Genomic DNA, 19,572 nt, shown 5'->3' with positions numbered 1-19,572 from the left:
TTTAAACGAAATATCCCCTAAACCAGCCGGGGCACTGTGTTATTTTTCTCGCGTGGTGAATCCCCCTGTGCGGAGGGGCTAAACAGCACGTGTAGCTTAGGCAATCAGTAGCGGGTCAAGGTGGCTGACCAACGACTCACCGGGAGGCACCCGGCACCACACATACGTTAAAGCTTGTATCTCGCTGAATTTATTAGGGATGGTGTATGAAGTTGGGCTTTTTGGCTGGAGCAGTGCTGGCAACCTGGTTGTCTTTAACCTACCCGACGCAAATGAGAGCTGTTTTTGAACAACTGGTTACGATAGTGCAGCAAATCACGCAGCCTTCAGCAGAGCCTCATTCTGATATGGTCACACCGGAACAGTCATATCCTTGATTGTTATATTTACGATGAACGTTACCCATCGTAATAGTTAACCTGTGCTTATTTTTCTGATGGGCTTATTATTGGCCGGGCAGAGGTTACCGCCACCCGGCCTGACGGTCTTAAACGATCGCGTTAGGGCACGCTTCGCCCTTTTCAAGCTGCTGTAAATTCCCCAGCGTGGTTTCCGAAATACTGATCAGCGCTTCGGCGGTCAGAAACGCCTGGTGGCCGGTGAACAACACGTTGTGGCAGGCCGACAGGCGACGGAACACGTCGTCCTGAATCACGTCGTTAGATTTATCCTCAAAGAACAGATCGCGTTCGTTCTCATACACGTCCATACCCAACGCGCCGATTTTTTGCGTTTTCAACGCTTCGATAGCGGCCTGAGAGTCGATCAGTCCGCCGCGGCTGGTATTAATGATCATCACGCCGTCTTTCATCTGGTCGAACGCCGACTGGTTAAGCAGGTGATAGTTTTCCGGGGTCAACGGACAGTGCAGGGAGATAACATCAGACTGCGAGAAGAGCGTTTTCAGATCGACATACTCCACGCCCAGCTCCAGCGCAGCGGCGCTTGGATACGGATCAAACGCCAGCAGGCGCATGCCAAATCCTTTCAGGATGCGTAGGGCGGCCACACCAATTTTGCCGGTACCGATCACGCCTGCGGTTTTACCGTACATGGTAAAGCCAGTCAGCCCTTCCAGAGAGAAATTGGCATCACGGGTACGCTGATAGGCACGGTGAATACGACGGTTGAGCGACATCATCATCCCGACGGCATGTTCTGCCACGGCTTCCGGAGAATAGGCCGGAACGCGAACAACCTTCAGACCCAGCTCTTTGGCGGCATCGAGATCGACGTTGTTAAAGCCCGCGCAGCGCAGGGCAATGTATTTCACGCCCTGTTTTTTCAACTCTTCCAGTACCGGTCGGCTACCGTCATCGTTAACGAAGATACACACGCCTTCGCAGCCGTGGGCGGTTTTAGCCGTCTTTTCAGTCAGCAGAAAGTCGAAAAATTCAAGATCGAAACCGTACGTCTCGTTAACATGTTGCAGATACTTTTTGTCGTACTGCTTTGTGCTATATACCGCGAGTTTCATAAGACTTTCTCCAGTGATTTTGGAACCACGTTAGCATGTTTAAAATTATCTTACAATTTTTCAAAATTCATTGAAATCAATAAGTTCTATGAATTATTGTAGAGCATCTACTCTTAAAAATGGCATTACCTTCAACTGACTGGCTAAACATGCGACAATGAGCGGCAAGAACGGCTTATTTATTTCGCAAAATCAGGATATTAACTGCCCATGAAGGGTAAATACAAAGCCGCAATCGCGCTATTACTGCTGCTATTTCTTGTGCCGCTGACGCTGCTGATGACGCTCGCCCAGTGGGTGCCCACGCTCGCCGGGATCTGGCTTCCCGTTGGAACACGCATCGCGTTTGAAAAAAGCCCACGGCTCACGCGCCACGCCCTGATCATCCCCGATCTCCGTTATCTGGTAGAAGAGTGCGAAATTGCCCGCGTGGAAAACGTGACCCTGTCACACCCCAGCCGCTGGGATCTGGATATTGGCGCACTTGAACTTAACTCTGTCTGCCTGAGCAAATTACCGCAATCGGCGCCGTCTACGGTGGCGCCGAAAACGCTGGCGCAGTGGCAGGCCATCCTGCCCAACACCTGGCTGACCATCCACCGTTTTACCCTTTCTCCCTGGCAGCAGTGGGAGGGTGAGCTGCATGCCTCACTCACGCCAGCCCGCCAGGACATCACCTATAAAGGCGAGCAGGTGAGCATTAAGGGGCAGTTGCGCGGCCAGACGCTCTCCTTCAGCCAGTTCGATGTGCAGCTGCCGGACCAGTCGCAGCCCGTGAAGCTGGTCGGTGAATTTACCCTGCCGCTGATGCCGGACGGCGTACCGGTGAAAGGGCATACGGTCGCGACCTTTAACGTGCCACAGTTATCCTCGTTGGTCGATGCCGATCTGGACTGGGAGGATAATCAGGGCCAGCTGGTGGTTATGGCGCGGGACAACCCCGATCCGCTGCTCGATTTACCGTGGCAGATCACCGCTCAGCAGTTGACCATCAGCGACGGGCGCTGGAACTGGTCAGCCTCCGGTATGCCGATGAGCGGTCGCATCGGCCTGAAGGTGGATAACTGGCAGCAGGGGCTGGAAAAAGCCACCTTCACGGGGCGGCTCAACGTGCTGACCCAGGGAGATGCGGGTAAGGGCAACGCGGTGCTGAATATCGGTCCCGGCTCGCTCAGTATGGAAAACAGCGCTATGCCGCTGCACCTGAGCGGGGAAGCCAAGCAAAACGATCTGATCCTGTATGCCAGACTCCCGGCGAAGCTGACCGGCAGCCTTTACGATCCGCAGCTTACGTTTGAACCCGGCGCACTATTGCGCTCGCGCGGACGCATCATTGACTCGCTGGATATCGATGAGATCCGCTGGCCGCTGGCGGGCGTGAAGCTCACGCAAAAGGGCGTGGACGGCCGCCTGCAAGCCATTCTGCGGGCGCATGAAAACGAGATGGGCAATTTTGAGCTGCATCTGGACGGCCAGGCTAACGACTTTTTACCGGACAACGGTTTGTGGCAGTGGCGCTACTGGGGTAAAGGGAACTTCACGCCGATGAACGCGCGCTGGGATGTCCGGGGAACCGGGGAGTGGCGCGACAACGTTATCGAACTGACCGATCTTTCCACGGGGTTCGACAAATTGCAGTACGGCACGATGCTGGTCAGCAAACCGCGCCTGGTGCTGGATCACCCGGTGCGCTGGTCGCGGGACCCGGATAACCCCACCTTTAGCGGCGCGCTCGCGCTCAATGCCGGGCAAACAAGCTTTTCAGGCGGAAGCGTGCTGCCGCCGTCCGTTTTGACCTTCAGCGTTGACGGGACAGACCCGACGGTGTTCCAGTTTAAAGGGAACCTTCATGCGGATGACATCGGCCCGGTCCAGGTGAATGGACGCTGGGACGGCGAACGCCTCCGCGGTCAGGCCTGGTGGCCAAAACAGTCTCTTACGGTGTTCCAGCCGCTGATCCCGCCAGACTGGAAAATGACCCTGCGCGGCGGCGAAATGTACGCGCAGGTGGCTTTCTCGGCGGCCCCCGACCAGGGGTTTGAGGCCGGGGGGCACGGCGTGCTGAAAGCGGGCAGCGCGTGGATGCCGGATAACGAAATCAACGGCGTTGATTTTGTTCTGCCGTTCCGCTTAAGCCAGGGCACCTGGTCACTGGGCACGCGCGGACCGGTAACGTTACGAATCGACGAGGTGAAAAACCTGGTCACAGCCCGAAATCTCACCGCGGATCTTCAGGGCGATTATCCCTGGACCGAAGCGAACCCGCTCCTGCTCACCAACGTGAAGGTGGAAGCGCTCGGCGGGAAAATCACCATGCAGCAGTTGAGAATGCCGCAGCACGATCCGGCTTTACTGCGCGTGGATAATATTTCCTCCAGCGAACTGATAAGCGCGGTAAATCCGAAGCAGTTTGCCATGTCCGGCCCGGTGAGCGGCGCGCTGCCGTTCTGGCTGGACAATGAGAAATGGATCATTAAAGATGGCTGGCTGACCAACCCGGGGCCGATGACGCTGCGCATCGACCAGGACACGGCGGATGCCATTGTGAAAGACAACGTGGTTGCCGGGGCGGCGATCAACTGGCTCCGCTATATGGAAATTTCGCAGTCGTGGACAAAACTCAATGTGGATAATCTGGGTGTGTTAACCATGCAGGCGGCCATTAAAGGCACCAGCCGCGTCGAGGGCAAAAGCAGTTTCGTTAACCTGAATTACACCCATGAAGAGAACATTTTTACCCTCTGGCGCAGCCTGCGCTTTGGGGACAATCTGCAAACATGGTTTGAGCAACATGCGGCGATACCCCTTCTCCGCGGTTCGACAGGCAAGGAAAGTGAGGAACAACAATGAAAAAGAGGGCTGGTGTACTCACCGTGGCCGTCGTCGCGCTGCTGTCAGGCTGCACGCCGCGCATTGAAGTGGCGGCGCCCAAAGAGCCGATCACCATCAACATGAACGTGAAAATCGAGCATGAAATCCATATCAAGGTGGATAAAGACGTCGAAGCCCTGCTGAAATCCCGCAGCGATCTGTTCTGAGGATGCCATGAAACGATTAGCTCTGATGTTACTGGCGCTGGGGATGAACGTTCACGCCGCCACGCTTACGCTCAACGATGCGCGCACCCAGGGGCGCGTAGGGGAAACCCTGAGCGGCTATCTTGCGCCCGTTCAGCACGACGCTGAAACCCTGGCGCTGGTGAACCGTATCAACGCCGCACGCACGGAAAGTTACCAGCAGCTTGCTGACAGCAATAATTTGCCCGTCGACGAGGTGGCGAAAATGGCGGGGCAAAAGCTGGTGGCCCGCGCGCAGCCGGGTGAGTACGTGAAGGGGATTAACGGCAAATGGCTGAAAAAGTAACTAGCGGTAACGCTTACGGTATTCGCCCGGCGAAACCCCGAAACGCTGCTTAAAGGCGGTGGAAAAATGGCTATGGTCGGTAAAGCCCCAGCTGTAGCCAATGCCCGCCAGCTTTTCGTCATCGCCGATGGAACGCAGCGCCTGAGCGCATAAATCGAGGCGACGGTTCTTAATATACTGCGCCACCACCAGCCCTTTCCCGGCAAACATGCGGTACAAGCTACGCACGGACATGCCGCTCTCTGAGGCTATCCACTCCGGTCTTAACGCCTCCGACTGAATATGATCGTCAATCAGGGACAGAACGTGGCGGAACTGACGCTCCTTGCGCGGCAGCACCTCGTCATGCTGCTGGAAGGCCGGACGCAGCAGACACACCATCGCCTCCAGCGCCGCTTCGCTTTCACTGGCGCTGAGATCGGCATTGCCCATGCTCTCCTGTAACAGTCGGTAGCTCAGCTGTACGGTAGGCAGACTGCGGGAGAGGGGCAACGCGCACCTCACTTCCTGAAAACGCGCGTGTTGCTCAATGATTTGTCGCGGGAGCAACAGAGAAATCTGGCGGGAACGCTCCTGCCAGTAAATGGAGCACGGGCGGGAGGCATCAATCAGCGTGATATCCCCGGCTTTCAGCAGCGCGCGCTGGTCGTCCTGTTCGATTCCGGCGCTGCCTTCCAGCTGAAACACGGTGTAGAACCAGGCATCGTTGCCGTTTTTGATCTCCTGACGGGTGCGAAACAGGTTAACGCCTGCGGCGGTCACCGTGCTCAGCTTCAGACTTTGGGTGTAGCTGGTTTCCAGTTCGCCGAGAAACGCCCCCTCTAACGGACGTGCCGCAAAGCGCCCACAAACCTGGTTAATTTGCGCCAGCCACTGCTGAAAATTGTCCTGTTCGCTTGCACATGCCATTGATTTTCTCGCTGCACCGTCACTGTTTTCGCATTGTTGCATTTATGTTGCATATTGTCAGGGCTACGAGGCTGACTATAGGAAAGAACACTCAACGGTTACAGCGATATAAGCGGGAATTATCACGATTTGCGGAGCCTGTCACAGCTGGCAAAGCGAATGTCACACAGACAAAAGCAGGAATGCGAATCCCCTCTTAGACTGCATACACACCCTGCGAAGCATAACGAAGGAGTATCCTATGTCCGAATCACACGTCGCCGTCCTGCCTGGCGTGCAGCAGTTTTTAGATCGCCAGCACGGCCTGTGGATCGAAGGGCGTCAGGCGGCATCCGATAGCGAAAAGCGTCTGAACGTCTACAACCCGGCGACCGGAGAGGTCATTGCCTCCACCGCCGATGCCAGCGTTGATGATGTCGATCGTGCGGTGATGTCTGGCTGGCGCGCCTTTGTCGCCCGAAGCTGGGCCGGGCGGCTTCCGGCAGAGCGGGAACGCATCCTGCTGCGGTTTGCGGATCTGGTGGAACAGCATGGCGAAGAACTGGCACAGCTCGAAACCCTGGAGCAGGGGAAATCGATTAACATTTCCCGCGCCTTCGAGGTGGGCTGCACCCTGAACTGGATGCGCTACACGGCAGGGCTGACCACCAAAATTGCCGGTAAAACCCTCGATCTCTCGATTCCACTGCCGCAGGGCGCGCGTTATCAGGCGTGGACGCGTAAAGAGCCGGTTGGGGTCGTGGCGGGGATTGTGCCATGGAACTTCCCGCTGATGATTGGCATGTGGAAAGTGATGCCCGCGCTGGCGGCAGGTTGCTCCATCGTGATCAAACCCTCGGAAACCACGCCGCTCACCCTGTTACGGGTGGCGGAACTGGCGAGCGAGGCGGGGATCCCGGATGGCGTATTCAACGTGGTGACCGGCAGTGGCGCCGTCTGTGGCGCGGCACTGACCTCGCACCCGCGCATTGCCAAAGTGAGCTTTACCGGTTCGACGGCGACGGGCAAGCAGATTGCCCGCGCGGCGGCGGATACGCTAACGGGCGTGACGCTGGAACTGGGCGGCAAAAACCCGGCCATCGTGCTGAAAGATGCCGATCCGGCGTGGGTGATTGAAGGGCTGATGACCGGCAGCTTCCTGAATCAGGGGCAGGTCTGCGCGGCCAGTTCACGTATATATATTGAAGCTCCGCTGTTCGACACGCTGGTCAGCGGCTTTGAACAGGCCGTGAAATCCCTGAGCGTCGGGCCGGGCATGTCGCCGGATGCGTTTATCAACCCGCTGGTGTCGCGCGCCCACTGCGATAAGGTCCAGGCGTTTCTGGATGAGGCGAAGGCGCACAATGCGGAGCTGATCGCCGGGAACCGGGGGCCAGACGGCAAAGGCTATTACGTTTCGCCAACGCTGGTGGTCAACCCGGATAATCATCTGCGACTGACGCGTGAAGAGGTCTTCGGGCCGGTGGTGAATCTGGTCCGTGTAGCTGACGGGGAAGAGGCGCTTCAGCTGGCGAACGACACTGAATACGGCTTAACGGCCAGCGTCTGGACGCAGAACATCAGTAAAGCGCTGGAGTACACCGACAGGCTACAGGCCGGAACCGTGTGGGTGAACAGCCACACGCTGATAGATGCCAACCTGCCGTTCGGCGGCATGAAGCAGTCTGGCACCGGGCGCGATTTCGGCCCCGACTGGCTGGATGGCTGGTGTGAAACCAAGTCGGTGTGTGTGCGGTATTAATAAAACGCCGGGTAAGGCATAGCCGCCACCCGGCATTATTTAACGCGACCACCTATCCCGCCCGGACTCCTTCGCCCGATACAACGCCGCATCGGCGCGGGCGATGATTTCCGGGCCGGCCAGTCCTGGGGTATAGCCGGCAATGCCCATACTCACCGTCACACATTCACTCACCTTCGACGCGCTGTGCGCAATGGCTGCGGTGCGAAGGCCAGCCTGGATCCGCGCGGCGACTTTCTCCGCAACGCTTTCTTCACAGTCAAAGAGGATCACGACGAACTCCTCACCACCGTAGCGCGAAACCACATCCTCTGGCGTGCGCACCGAGGTGTTCAGCACCTCCGCGACCCGCGCGAGACACGCGTCTCCCGCCTGGTGACCATAGGTGTCGTTATACAGTTTGAAGTAGTCCACATCCAGCATCAGGACCGTGAAGCGTTTGCCTTGCTCCACCGCGTTTTCCAGCACCAGCTCCATCGCCCTGCGGTTGGCCGTTTTCGTCAGCGGATCCTGATGGGCCAGCGCATCCAGCCGCGAAATTAAACGCTGATTCTGCTGGTTGCGACGCCAGGCCTCTTCAAACCAGCTTAAGAGGATGTAGCGTCCGCAAACGAGAATGAACGTGAACACCACCCACAGCCCGGCAAAGCGAAGGTTCATCTCCTGATTCAGCAGCATGCTGGCAACGGGCATGGTGATCCACAGCGGCGCGATAAAGCACACCAGTCCCACCGGATGAAAATAGAGCGCGGTCATACCGGCCATCAGCAGGGTAACAAATATCGGCCAGGGATGAGGAAGCTGTATCACGTTGATAAACCAGTAACAACTTATCGACCATAGCAGGCTACACATTAACAGCACGGCGCTGACGCCGCGGATGTGGCGCCAGGCCATTATTACCAACGCCACGGAAAGGATGACTACCCCCAGCATGGAAGCGTCAATCATCTGTGTGAGAGGTGGGCTGACGTGTAAGAGGGTATCAATTTGGCCGAACAGGGAATTGCGCAGCAGGATCATTAGCGCAAAGCTCGCGTTGACGAAGGCGAGCCACGGCAGGTTCATGGCCAGCCCGTGAACAACCATGGCGTTACGGGTCGGCCAGGTCGCGGGCTCCGGAGTGGCGTTGTGTCTTTTTTCCATGAGAGAGAATGTCCCTGTGGCGGGCGGAAAGACCGCCCGCGAGTGCATGCCTTTACGGGGTCACAATGTTAAACCAGAATTCAAATTTATCCATGTAACCGAGCATGGCATCGAGTTTTGCGGCATCGCCCGTCACTTTGATATCGCCATTATCCTGAGCCTGTTTAAGCGTCACTTCTTTCAGGATGATTTTATTCAGCGTATCGCGGTTGAGGGTCACGGTCGCGTCAGCATCCTTCGCTTCGGCGTTCGCCGTGTGGTTCAGCACGCCATTTTCCAGCTCCAGCTTGTATTTGCCGCCGTCGCTGCCGAGGTCGATGTTAAACACCGATTTTGCATCCGCTGCTTTTTCACCGTTGATATGCACCGCCAGATAGTCAAAGAACATTTCTGGCGTCATTGCGCGCACGGTATCCGGGCTGGCGGTATTCGGGGTCGGACCTTTCACCACGCCGTTACGCAACTCCTGCGCGCCGGTCAGGTAGAAGTTACGCCATGGGCCGGATTCAGCCTGATAACCCAACTGCTCCAGGGCATCCGCTTCAAGGTTACGTGCGGCCTGGTTGTTTGGATCGGCGAATACCACTTTGCTGACCACCTGAGCCACCCAGCGATAGTTGCCCTGGTCAAAATCGGTTTTAGCTTTACTCAGGATGGCATCCGCGCCTCCCATATACTCCACAAATTTCTTCGCGGCTTCTTCAGGCGGCAGTTCATCCAGGGTCGCGGGGTTGCCGTCAAACCAGCCTAAATAGAGCACGTAGGTGGCTTTGACGTCATGACTGACTGAACCGTAATAGCCTCGGTTGGCCCAGGTATTGGCCAGGGAGTTCGGCAGCTTGAAGTTGGCGGCGATCTCGTCACGCGTCAGCCCTTCATTCGCCATGCGCAGGGTCTGGTCGTTGATGTAGCGGTAGAGGTCGCGCTGGCTTTTCAGCAGGTTAACCACATTCTCGTTGCCCCAGGTCGGCCAGTGGTGCTGCGCCATGATAACTTCGGCCTTATCACCCCAGCGTACAATTGCCTGGTTGATGTATTTCGACCATGGCAGCGGTTCACGAATTTTCGCACCGCGCAGGGAGTAGGTGTTGTGCAGGGTATGGGTAACATCTTCCGCAGATTCGATCAGCTTTTTCTCTTCGATATACCAGAGCATCTCAGAAGGCGCTTCGGAGCCCGGCGCGAGCATAAAATCATAGGTCAGGCCATCGATCACCTCTTTCTGACCATCTTTCTCGATGATATTGGTCGGGGCAATCAGGGTCACCGTCCCGGCGGAGGTGGTGGTGCCGAGACCCGCACCCACCTGGCCTTTCGCATCCGGCTTCAGCAGGTTGCCGTACATATAGCTGGCGCGGCGGCTCATGACGTTACCCGCCATGATATTTTCCGCGACGGCGGCCTCCATAAATCCGGCTGGCGCGTAGACTTTAACCTTGCCGGACTTCACGTCGGCTTCGTCCACCACGCCGCGCACGCCGCCATAGTGGTCAACGTGGCTGTGGGTGTAAATAACAGCGACGACAGGTTTCTTGCCGCGATTTTTATAGTAAAGATCCATCCCGACTTTGGCCGTCTCCGCCGACACCAGCGGGTCGACCACGGTAATACCTTCTTTGCCTTCAATAATGGTCATGTTTGACAGGTCGAGGTTACGGATCTGGTACACGCCCTCGGTGACTTCAAACAGGCCGCTGATGTTAATCAGCTGGGACTGACGCCATAAGCTCGGGTTAACCGAATCGGGCGCTTTATCGCCTTCCTTGATAAAGGCGTACTGCTGTGGATCCCAGACGGTGTTGCCTTGCTCCCCTTTGATAATTTCCTGAGGTAGCGGGGCGATAAACCCTTTGTGGGCATTGGTAAAATCGGTGTTATCAGAGAAAGGAAGCTGGTTGAAGAGTGCGTTGTTGGCCTGCTGAGTTGCTGCGGTTGCATCCTTAGGGGCTTCTGCGGCCCAGGCTGAACTGGCGGAAATGAAAAAACCGGCCAGCGCAAGGCTTCTTGCTATCTCATTGACTTTCATCCTAAAACCTCTCGGTTATGTATAGCGTTGTTCATGGACACTTCGATATCTACAAAATGTTTCAGATGTTGCAAAAGCATTAAGCGAAGTAACATTAACTATAATCGGGGAGTGGTATTCAGCAAGAAAGCGAATGAAAAACCGGGCATCGCGCCCGGTCAACGTGTTATTTCTGCTCTTTTTTCTTGCCGAGCGTTGGCGTCTCGTCAAAGAAGTTCCACGGCTTGAGTAACGTGTGCACCCATTCCGTCGGCATTATCGGCCACTCCTCGGCGCGGGCGACATGGGTGGTGCCGGTGGTCATCCAGATGACGTTATCCTGGTCGTTCAGCGACTCGTTATCTTTGCTGTACTGGCCGAGGCCCGTATCGTGCGTGGAACGGTTCGGGTATTTTCCCTCCGGGTACATCTCGTCGGGATGGTAACGCGTCACCCACAGCTGTTTATCCATAAAGCTCAGGCGGTGATAAATCCACTCGTCCGGGGCAAACTTCGCGCCCGTCGCCACCGGGTGTGTGCCCCCCGCGTAAGGGATGATCTGATACGAGACCGGGTTGCCCATGCGGTTCTCTTTGCTGGTGTTGCTCAGCAGGCGGATGGTGCCCGGATCAAACTTCTGCGCCGCCTGCTGTTCAGTATCAATATCATACTGATTCACCTGCATGGTGCTGGTGCGCGGTCCGCCAGCGGTGTTCGGTTTGACGTCCGGATCCATGGCCACCAGCTTGTTGTTGATGCCGTCCACGTCCATATCCAGACGGAAGTTGTAGATGTGCTGGTGGGTGGTGCCGACAATATTATGGTCGATCAGCGTACCGTATCGGGTGTCATCCTTCGCGGTGGCATCATGCATGGTTTTCGTCTGCACGCCTTTCACCGCTTCAATGCCCGTGGCCCCTGCATCAATGCCGATGGTGCCGTTTTCGTGGAATACCCAGTCGAAGATATAATCGTAGTTACCCACGGTGCTGACCCAGCGCACCACCAGCTCGCGGCGCTCGGTGCTGACGTTGGGTTTACCTAACTCCTGATGCTTATACTCCGGCCCGGCGTAACGCTCGAAAATGGCGATCGCCCGGGGGATCTCCATTGGCGCACCGGTATAGTCCGGGATGGTTTCGTTGAGCATCACGGCGTTAGACGGAACATCCTTGCCGCGCACCAGCGGGGAGGTCAGGGTACCCATGCCGTAATCACCGGAGTCCAGGTAGGCCTTAAAGTACCAGCCGATATCCGGGTCGCCGTACGGCACAATCATGCCCCCGAGCGATCCCTGATACATCACCTGTCGCTTTTTGCCGTTGTCGTTATAGGTCACGGTGGAGATCATCGGGCCGACGCGCGAGTCCAGGCTCAGATGAAAATCCCAGTTCTGCCAGTGCACCATATCCCCGGTAATGGTGTAGTTCTTGCCTTCCGGCTCGATAATCTCCAGCGGTTTTTCCACCGTTTCAACGCGGTCACGGCCATCATAAGGACGCGGGGTGAGCGGCACCGGCACGACCGGGCCCTCCTCAATCTTCTGGATTTTCTTCTGCTCGAGATCCACCACCGCAACCAGGTTTTCGATCGGGTGCGCCCAGTAGTTACCGTCGCCCACGTCGAGATAGCTGATCACTTTCAGCAGGCGGTCTTCCTGTTTCAGCCCATCCTTGCCGTCAAAAAAGCCGACGGTAAGCGGGGTGGTGATCACTTTCTTCGGATCGGTAATGCCGCGCTTTTTCAGCACGGCGGCAAACTCCGGGCTTTCATTGATGATCTGCTGCACGGTATTGAAGTCATCCAGCAGCACCATGCCGTGCGCGTCTTTGATCGGCTCCCAGCGGAGGATCTTTTTGTCCTTCAGATCCACCCGGCTTTCGATGATGCGTTTGCCGTCAAGCATAATGATATTGGCCTGGCGGGGCGCATCCACCGCCGTGCCGTTAAGCACGAAGTCCCAGACTTTGGCTTTTTCTGGCTCCGCCAGCGCAATCTGGGTAAAGCGGGTATTGGGTTTAAAATCCGCAGAGGCTTTCACAATGGCTACGGCCTGGTTGATTTCATCAGCCGTCAGCGCGTTTAACGGATGGGGGCGTTTTTCAACCTGGAATGTCTGATCAAGACCGGACTGAAAGACATCGTTGATAAAAGTCTCCGGGATATAGGCCTTATTGTTCTTCATCACCACGGGCACCTGGAGAGTCAGCGGTTTGCCGTTAACGATGGCGGTGTTGGCGCCGGGTTTGACCTTCACAAAGGCACCGTCTTTAACGATGGTGAACATCTGGGCGTAATCATCCCACTGCACGTCCGCGCCAAACGCCTGAAGCGTTTTGTCCATCGGGACCATATGCGCCTCGCTGCCGTGAGCGTAAACAGGGGATTGCCAGGCGCAACAGAGCGCAACGGCCATGGCCAGTGCCGTTCTACGGGCAGAAAAAGAAGAATTGCTTCCCATCGCAGACCTCATCTTGTTGTGTTTATTGTGTTGTGTCAGCCTTATCCTGACAGGCGCGCGCGAAAAGCGTTTGCCTGCATCTGCCAGGTTGTTTGTCAGTCTTGCCAGGTTAAAAAAAGACCGGGGGTGCATCACACCCCGTGAAAGTGAAAGTATGCTTCAGTAAGGTGAACTGTCGAGATGAATGCGGACATCGAAACCTACCGTTGTGAACGAATAAACCGTACCGCGAACGCGAAGATAAATGTCTCCATTTTTAATTGCCACTGAAGCTTTATCATCATCGGTGATCATGACTGGATTGATATTCTTAATATTAGACATGAATTCTTCCGGACTTTTTTTCGCATCAAAGAGATAAATATGATACCTGTTTTTAGACAGTGAGCCCGTCTCAACCTGGGTGATGTAAAGAGTTAAACGATCGTTAACCTTGATTTTTTCCTGCAAATTTTCATACACGGTAAAAAGATCGCGGAAAGGGTATGCAATGAATATGAGAAAAATAAAGATAATAATTCCAGCTCGCCAGTTAAAAACCCGAACGTCGCGCATAATCTATTCCTGCCCTTATCCATAACTGATCGACTGGATCATCACCGTAATTATTATTGTTCTGGAATTTTGCAAATTCGGCAGGATCGCTTGTCCCGGCAAGAATCTGTGCAGTGCCTGCCCCCCGGAGCAGAATTCCCTCAGGAATGCCTGCTGCCGCACCAACGGCACCGTAATGAAAATTGCCAAAATTGGCATACTCTGCACGGCCTTGTTTATAATCCCAGGGACCATGGTTTCTGACCATTTGATAAAACCATATGTAGGTCATTAATGAGGGGCCACCATGAAATCGCGCTATTATCATGTGGCTAACGACGTCCACGCCAGGTGGTGCAAAGGATGCAATATTATAGGGTGTTGAATAGGAAGGAGTTCGCATATTTAACGCTCAGCCCAACAGTCTGCAAACTGTATATTACCATCGCAATATGTCCATGTTATTTTATCATAGCGTAGTTCCACGACTTCAAGATGATTATGTTTTTCTTTCGTCGGGTCTTTAATGTCATGCATCAATGGCGTAACGGAAACGACGCGAATATTATCGAGACGCATATTGTAATATTCTACTTCCTGTCCGGCGTCATTAATGCGATACCACCTGAACTCGGCCGTTTTAAGGGTTTGGCCAGTCGCAACCGCTTTCATCAGGTAAGGGGAGGAGGAATCGATTTCTTTTTGAAATACGACTGGGGCATGGTTACGTTTACTGGTAATTTTCCCGGTCAATGGATCGGTTGGGAGGCGAAGATTGTGTGTAAAGCCAGTGACTTCAATGCTTCCCTCACGGTAACAAACATCCACCGAGCCTGTAATTTTTGTACCACCATCGTCAGTCAAGAAAAGGTAAACAGGAATTGCCATAGTCTGTTAATCATCCATGTAATTTAACGCGGGAATATTCCCGGAGATAAATAATAACTATGCTAACTATACGGTCAATTTGCTTAGTGTTTCCGGTTGTAACTTATCCAAACCAGGCAGACTGGATGGTTCGATTAATCAAAGCCAACCAGTCCCTGTATTACCTTCCGTTTATTTTGATGCGCTCAAACACTCGAGGCAGCAAGGTTAATGCCATTGCTTTGATTAAAAGTCACCCTGCTGGCGCGCCACCAGCGTCAGAATGGAGTAAAGCGCCACGGCCTGCTGATGCTGGTTGAAGATCTCCACCGCCCATTCCACCACGCCCGTCGGTTTTTCCTCGGCAGTGCGCTGTTTCTTCAGCGTTTTACGTTTACAGGTCAGGCGCACCTGAATGGTATCGCCCGGCTTGACCGGCTCGATAAAGCGCAGGTTTTCCATGCCGTAGTTGGCAATGACCGGCCCAACCCCGGCATCGACAAACAGCCCCGCCGCGGCGGAAATCAGGAAATAACCGTGTACCACGCGCTCGCCAAAAATCGACTCCGCCGCGCCAATTTTGTCCATATGGGCATAGAAATGATCCCCGCTCAGGCAGGCAAAATTCACGATATCCGCTTCCGTCAGGGTACGACGCGGGGTCAGCAGGCTGTCGCCCGGCTGTAACTCCTCGAAGTATTTACGGAACGGATGAACGCGATCTTCCAGCACCTCCGCGCCACGGACCCACTGTTTGCCGATGGCGGCGAGCATGGACGGGCTGCCCTGAATGGCCGTGCGCTGGAGATAGTGCTTCACCGCACGCAGGCCGCCCAGCTCCTCGCCGCCGCCCGCACGTCCCGGGCCGCCGTGCACCAGCTGCGGCAGCGGTGAACCGTGGCCGGTGGATTCTTTCGAGGATTCCTGGTTGAGGATCTGAATGCGTCCGTGGGCGCGCGCGGCACCGGCAATAAATTGCCGCGCCACGTTTGAATCTGCCGTGACCAGCGTTCCCGCCAGGCTGCCGCCGCCCGCCCGCGCCAGCTGCATGGCGTGTTCACTGTTGCGGTACGGCATCAGGGTGGCGACGGGGCCAAAGGCTTCGGTGGCGTGAACGGCCGGAGTTTCGTCCGGCTGCGGGCAGAACAGCAGGGTGGGCGGGAAGAATGCGCCAGCCGCCTGCATATCGGCTTTACCACCCAGACGGATCTGGCAGCCCGAGGCAAGCAGATGATCGACTTTTTCCTGCACGTCAGCACGTTGCTCACTGTTGACGAGAGCCCCCATCTTCACCCCTTCCTGGGCCGGATCGCCGACGACCACGTTCTCCAGCCGCGCAATCAGCGCCTGGCTGACGGCTTCAACCTGCGCTTCCGGCACGATGATGCGGCGGATGGCGGTACATTTTTGCCCGGCTTTGGCGGTCATCTCGCGCACCACTTCGCGAATAAACAGCGCAAACTCCGGCTGCTCCGGCGTCACGTCCTCACCCAGCACGCAGCAGTTAAGGGAATCTGCTTCCATGGTAAACGGAATGGAATGCGCGACGATATTCGGGTGTACGCGCAGGCTCTGCCCGGTGCTGGCCGACCCGGTAAACGTCACCACGTCCTGGCTGTCGAGCTGGTTCAGCAGATCGCCCGCGCCACCACAGATCAGGCTGATGGCGCCGTCCGGCACCAGTCCGCTCTCGACGATCGCTTTCACCATTGCCTGAGTCACCTGCGCGGTGGCGGTGGCGGGCTTGATGATGGCGGGCATCCCGGCAAGCCAGGTGGGCGCGAGCTTTTCCAGCATCCCCCAGCACGGGAAGTTGAACGCGTTAATATGCACCGCCACGCCGGATTTCGACGTTAACACGTGACGTGCCGCAAAGCCGCCTTCCTTCGACAGCGGGATCAGCTCATCCTCCGGCCACAGGGTATCGTCCGGCAGCTCACGGCTGCCGAGACTTGCGAAGGTGAAGAGGGTGCCGATACCGCCTTCAATATCCACCCAGCTGTCGGCCTTCGTCGCGCCGGTCTGGGCTGACAGGGCATAAAACCGATCCTTCTGGCTCAGCAGATGTTTGGCCACCGCCTTCAGCATGGCGGCGCGCTCGATAAAGCTCATTGCGCGGAGCGCTTCTCCGCCGTGTTCAATGGCGTAACGGCGCGCGGCCGCCATATCCAGACCTTCGCTGGTGACTTCAAATAGCGTTTCCCCGCTGATGGCGTGGGTGATGGTGCGCTCGCGGCCCCGGCCTGATTGCCAGGTGCCGGACAAGAAGCTGGCTAACTGCTGCATTTCTTCTCTCCAGGTGTTTCGTGATTTCACTATAAATAGTTTGATCGCGAATCATAAAAAGCAAGCTGAGTTTTAATGAATTGTTAACGTTGTGATCTCTATTGCTTAGCCTGACCACCCGAAAGCCTTGTATAATCGGCCTTTCATGAAAAGGCTTGCGAGCATCGTCACAAAATAAACAAACGCTTCTTGGGGTTATATTTAACCTTTGTGTAACTTTTAAGAAACCAAATGATTCACCATTTTGCTGTTTGTGGTGATTTAACGAATCACAAAGGTGGTTATGTGACGCAAGAACAACGCTTTGAGCAACGCATCGGACAGGAGACGGCCATCGAGCCGCAGGACTGGATGCCGGATGCCTATCGCAAGACGCTGATCCGCCAGATTGGACAGCACGCCCACTCTGAGATCGTCGGCATGCTGCCGGAAGGAAACTGGATCACCCGCGCGCCGACGCTGCGCCGGAAAGCCATTCTGCTGGCGAAGGTTCAGGACGAAGCCGGACACGGCCTGTATCTCTACAGCGCGGCGGAAACGCTGGGCTGCGCCCGGGAGGACATCTATCAAAAGATGCTCGACGGCAAGATGAAATACTCCTCCATCTTCAACTATCCGACCCTGAGTTGGGCCGATATCGGCGTCATTGGCTGGCTGGTGGACGGGGCGGCCATCGTGAACCAGGTGGCGCTGTGCCGTACGTCTTACGGCCCGTACGCCCGGGCGATGGTGAAAATCTGTAAAGAAGAGAGCTTCCACCAGCGTCAGGGTTTTGAAGCCTGTATGGCGCTGGCGCAGGGCAGCGAAGCACAGCGGCAGATGTTGCAGGACGCCATCAACCGTTTCTGGTGGCCCGCGCTGATGATGTTCGGACCCAACGACGACAACTCCCCAAACAGCGCCCGCAGTCTCGCCTGGAAGATCAAACGCTTTGGCAACGATGAGCTTCGCCAGCGCTTCGTGGACAACACGGTGCCTCAGGTGGAGATGCTCGGCATGACCGTGCCGGATCCCGACCTGCGTTTCGATGAAGAGAGCGGCCACTACCGCTTCGGCGAAATCGACTGGCACGAATTTGACGAGGTGATCAACGGGCGCGGGATCTGCAACCACGAACGTCTGGCCGCAAAACGTAAAGCCTGGGACGACGGCGCATGGGTGCGTGAAGCCGCTCTGGCCCACGCGGAAAAACAACGCGCCCGCCAGGCCGCATAAGAGGAATCAACCATGAGCAATGTTTACTGGCCGTTATACGAAGTTTTTGTCCGTTCGAAGCAGGGGCTGTCGCACCGCCATGTGGGCAGCCTTCACGCTGCCGACGACCGCATGGCGCTGGAAAACGCGCGCGATGCCTATACCCGCCGCAGCGAAGGCTGTTCCATCTGGGTGGTGAAGGCGAGTGAAATCGTCGCTTCCCAGCCGGAAGAGAGCGGGGAGTTTTTCGATCCGGCGGAAAGCAAGGTCTACCGCCATCCGACGTTTTACACCATCCCTGATGGCATTGAGCATATGTGAGGTTGGGGATGAACAACGTATCTGCTTATGCCCTGCGTCTGGGCGACAACGGTCTGGTGCTCTCACAGCGTCTGGGCGCCTGGTGCGGCCATGCGCCGGAGCTGGAAATTGACCTGGCGCTCGCCAATATCGGCCTTGATCTGCTCGGGCAGGCGCGCAATTTCCTGACCTACGCCGCTGAACGGGAGGGTAAGGGTGATGAAGACACCCTGGCCTATGGCCGCGATGAGCGTCAGTTCCGCAATCTGCTGCTGGTGGAACAGCCAAACGGCAGCTTCGCCGACACCATTGCCCGTCAGTATCTGATGGATGCGTGGAACGTAGCGCTGTACGAACGGTTGATCCACAGCAGCGACAGTCAGCTTGCCGCCATCGCGGCAAAAGCCATTAAAGAGGCGCGCTATCACCTGCGCTTCAGCCGCGGCTGGCTGGTGCGGCTGGGGGACGGGACAGAAACCTCCTCACAGAAAATGCAGCAGGCGGTGGATAGCCTGTGGCGCTTTACGGCTGAATTGTTCGACGCCGACGACGTCGAGCTGGCGCTGGTTGACACCGACGTGGCGGTTGATCCGCGCGCCCTGCGGGAACCGTGGGAGCGCGAAGTGTTTGCCGGGCTGGCGGAAGCTACCCTCCGCGTGCCCGAGGAAGCGGCGTATCGCTCGGGCGGCAAGAAGGGGCTACATACTGAACACCTCGGACCGATGCTGGCTGAGATGCAGTATCTCCAGCGCGTTTACCCCGACCAGCAGTGGTAAAGGAGAACGCTATGCAACGCCTCGTCGACATTGCGCCTGCCCAAATCCCGCAGATTTGGGCGCTGTTAAGCCAGATCCCCGACCCGGAAGTGCCGGTGCTGACCATCACCGACTTAGGCATGGTGCGCAGCGTGAAGGCGCAGGGGGAAGGCTGGGTTATAGGCTTCACGCCAACCTATTCGGGCTGTCCGGCAACGGAGCATCTGCTGGGGGCGATCCGCGAAACTCTGACCGGGAACGGCTTTTCCCCGGTACATATTGTGCTGCAACTGGAGCCCGCCTGGACCACCGACTGGATGACCGACGATGCCCGCAGGCGCCTGCGGGAATATGGTATCAGCCCGCCTGTCGGCCATAGCTGCCATGCCCACGTTCCCGCGGAGGTGAGCTGCCCGCGCTGTGCAAGCACCGATACCTCGCTCATCAGTGAATTTGGTTCCACGGCCTGCAAAGCGCTCTACCGCTGCAATACCTGCCGTGAGCCCTTCGACTATTTCAAATGTATTTGAGGCT

Annotated in this window: 17 protein-coding genes; 8 read left to right on the top strand and 9 right to left on the bottom strand. The window is 56.4% G+C overall.

Annotated features, from left to right (window positions below; translation table 11 throughout):
* Positions 1-487: 487 nt before the first annotated feature.
* Positions 488-1,477: a 2-hydroxyacid dehydrogenase gene (locus INF86_RS05730; protein WP_022648008.1), complete on the bottom strand. Its 990-nt coding sequence runs from the start codon at positions 1,475-1,477 to the stop codon at positions 488-490.
* 210 nt (positions 1,478-1,687) lie between these two features.
* On the opposite strand from INF86_RS05730, the gene INF86_RS05725 reads away from it, so the two are divergent.
* The 3 genes from INF86_RS05725 to INF86_RS05715 are packed head-to-tail and all read left to right on the top strand — an operon-like array spanning position 1,688 to position 4,840.
* The gene (locus INF86_RS05725; RefSeq protein WP_193543313.1) at positions 1,688-4,327 is read left to right on the top strand and encodes a YdbH family protein; all 2,640 of its coding nucleotides are present in this window, start codon (positions 1,688-1,690) and stop codon (positions 4,325-4,327) included.
* Positions 4,324-4,515: a YnbE family lipoprotein gene (locus INF86_RS05720; protein WP_003857369.1), complete on the top strand. Its 192-nt coding sequence runs from the start codon at positions 4,324-4,326 to the stop codon at positions 4,513-4,515. The genes INF86_RS05725 and INF86_RS05720 overlap by 4 nt, the downstream gene beginning before the upstream one ends.
* Positions 4,516-4,522: 7 nt before the next feature.
* On the top strand, positions 4,523-4,840 hold the full coding sequence (locus INF86_RS05715; protein WP_022648010.1) for a YdbL family protein: 318 nt from the start codon (positions 4,523-4,525) through the stop codon (positions 4,838-4,840).
* Here the strand turns inward: INF86_RS05715 and feaR are convergent, their stop codons facing one another.
* On the bottom strand, positions 4,841-5,749 hold the full coding sequence (feaR, locus tag INF86_RS05710) for a transcriptional regulator FeaR (protein ID WP_023300024.1): 909 nt from the start codon (positions 5,747-5,749) through the stop codon (positions 4,841-4,843).
* A gap of 241 nt (positions 5,750-5,990) precedes the next feature.
* Here feaR and INF86_RS05705 point away from each other — a divergent pair, with 241 nt between their 5' ends.
* Positions 5,991-7,490 (top strand): aldehyde dehydrogenase family protein, encoded by a 1,500-nt coding sequence (locus tag INF86_RS05705; RefSeq protein WP_022648012.1) that lies wholly within the window; start codon positions 5,991-5,993, stop codon positions 7,488-7,490.
* 39 nt (positions 7,491-7,529) lie between these two features.
* Here INF86_RS05705 and INF86_RS05700 read toward each other — a convergent pair whose 3' ends face one another.
* From INF86_RS05700 to paaZ, 7 genes are all read right to left on the bottom strand, one after another.
* Positions 7,530-8,636 (bottom strand): GGDEF domain-containing protein, encoded by a 1,107-nt coding sequence (locus tag INF86_RS05700; RefSeq protein ID WP_023300025.1) that lies wholly within the window; start codon positions 8,634-8,636, stop codon positions 7,530-7,532.
* Positions 8,637-8,688: 52 nt separating this feature from the next.
* Positions 8,689-10,662, bottom strand: coding sequence for an alkyl/aryl-sulfatase (locus INF86_RS05695; protein WP_048966596.1), 1,974 nt, complete (start codon positions 10,660-10,662; stop codon positions 8,689-8,691).
* A gap of 166 nt (positions 10,663-10,828) precedes the next feature.
* Positions 10,829-13,102, bottom strand: coding sequence for a primary-amine oxidase (gene tynA, locus INF86_RS05690; RefSeq protein ID WP_126291043.1), 2,274 nt, complete (start codon positions 13,100-13,102; stop codon positions 10,829-10,831).
* Positions 13,103-13,261: 159 nt separating this feature from the next.
* A complete protein-coding gene (locus INF86_RS05685; RefSeq protein ID WP_126291041.1) occupies positions 13,262-13,657 on the bottom strand; it encodes a hypothetical protein in 396 nt (131 codons plus the stop codon).
* Positions 13,635-13,928 carry a polymorphic toxin type 44 domain-containing protein gene (locus INF86_RS05680; protein ID WP_223825170.1) on the bottom strand — a complete coding sequence of 98 codons (294 nt, stop codon included), beginning with the start codon at positions 13,926-13,928 and terminating at the stop codon, positions 13,635-13,637. The genes INF86_RS05685 and INF86_RS05680 overlap by 23 nt, the downstream gene beginning before the upstream one ends.
* 113 nt (positions 13,929-14,041) lie before the next feature.
* Positions 14,042-14,524: an Hcp family type VI secretion system effector gene (locus INF86_RS05675; protein ID WP_022648017.1), complete on the bottom strand. Its 483-nt coding sequence runs from the start codon at positions 14,522-14,524 to the stop codon at positions 14,042-14,044.
* Positions 14,525-14,749: 225 nt separating this feature from the next.
* Complete coding sequence (gene paaZ / locus INF86_RS05670; protein ID WP_193543312.1) at positions 14,750-16,789, bottom strand: phenylacetic acid degradation bifunctional protein PaaZ; 2,040 nt, start codon at positions 16,787-16,789, stop codon at positions 14,750-14,752.
* A gap of 285 nt (positions 16,790-17,074) precedes the next feature.
* On the opposite strand from paaZ, the gene paaA reads away from it, so the two are divergent.
* The 4 genes from paaA to paaD are packed head-to-tail and all read left to right on the top strand — an operon-like array spanning position 17,075 to position 19,568.
* Entirely contained in the window at positions 17,075-18,004 is a 930-nt protein-coding gene (gene paaA, locus INF86_RS05665) for a 1,2-phenylacetyl-CoA epoxidase subunit PaaA (protein ID WP_193543311.1), read from the top strand.
* Between the two features lie 12 nt (positions 18,005-18,016).
* Positions 18,017-18,304 (top strand): 1,2-phenylacetyl-CoA epoxidase subunit PaaB, encoded by a 288-nt coding sequence (paaB, locus tag INF86_RS05660; RefSeq protein WP_003857353.1) that lies wholly within the window; start codon positions 18,017-18,019, stop codon positions 18,302-18,304.
* A gap of 8 nt (positions 18,305-18,312) precedes the next feature.
* Positions 18,313-19,059 (top strand): 1,2-phenylacetyl-CoA epoxidase subunit PaaC, encoded by a 747-nt coding sequence (gene paaC / locus INF86_RS05655; protein WP_193543310.1) that lies wholly within the window; start codon positions 18,313-18,315, stop codon positions 19,057-19,059.
* Positions 19,060-19,070: 11 nt separating this feature from the next.
* On the top strand, positions 19,071-19,568 hold the full coding sequence (paaD, locus tag INF86_RS05650; RefSeq protein ID WP_003857347.1) for a 1,2-phenylacetyl-CoA epoxidase subunit PaaD: 498 nt from the start codon (positions 19,071-19,073) through the stop codon (positions 19,566-19,568).
* Positions 19,569-19,572: the final 4 nt, after the last annotated feature.

Origin of the sequence: Enterobacter cloacae complex sp. I1M, assembly GCF_014982425.1 — a bacterium.
Taxonomy (GTDB): domain Bacteria; phylum Pseudomonadota; class Gammaproteobacteria; order Enterobacterales; family Enterobacteriaceae; genus Enterobacter; species Enterobacter intestinihominis.
Note: the sequence above shows the minus strand (reverse complement) of the source record. Positions and strands in the feature narration are given on the sequence as shown.